Below are 372 nucleotides of genomic sequence, written 5' to 3' on the forward strand. Positions count from 1 at the left end.
ACAACACCAGCGCTATTGCCGATAACGCCTCGGACATCGCAGACCTTGACACCCGTACCACGGCCAACACCACAGATATCGCCGCTAACACCAGTTCTATTAACGATTTGAGCAATCACGTAGACGATGTTGCAACTGGTTTATCTCAGGATATCGCAAACAGCACAGCTGACAGTAAATCATATACTGATGCAGCGACACAAACAGCAATCGATACAGCTAACAGTTATACTGATACCGCTAAGCAGGACGCTATTGACACTGCCAACAGCTATACTGATACCGCTAAGCAGGACGCTATTGACACTGCCAACAGCTATACTGATACCGCTAAGCAGGACGCTATTGACACCGCCAACAGCTATACTGATA

General features: G+C 47.6%; 1 pseudogene. It reads left to right on the forward strand.

The annotated features are described in order from the left end of the window. Positions 1–372 (forward strand): annotated as a pseudogene (locus QNN86_RS23890) (hypothetical protein); the annotation flags it as partial.

Source organism: Citrobacter sp. C348 (assembly GCF_047467975.1).
Lineage (GTDB): Bacteria > Pseudomonadota > Gammaproteobacteria > Enterobacterales > Enterobacteriaceae > Citrobacter > Citrobacter gillenii.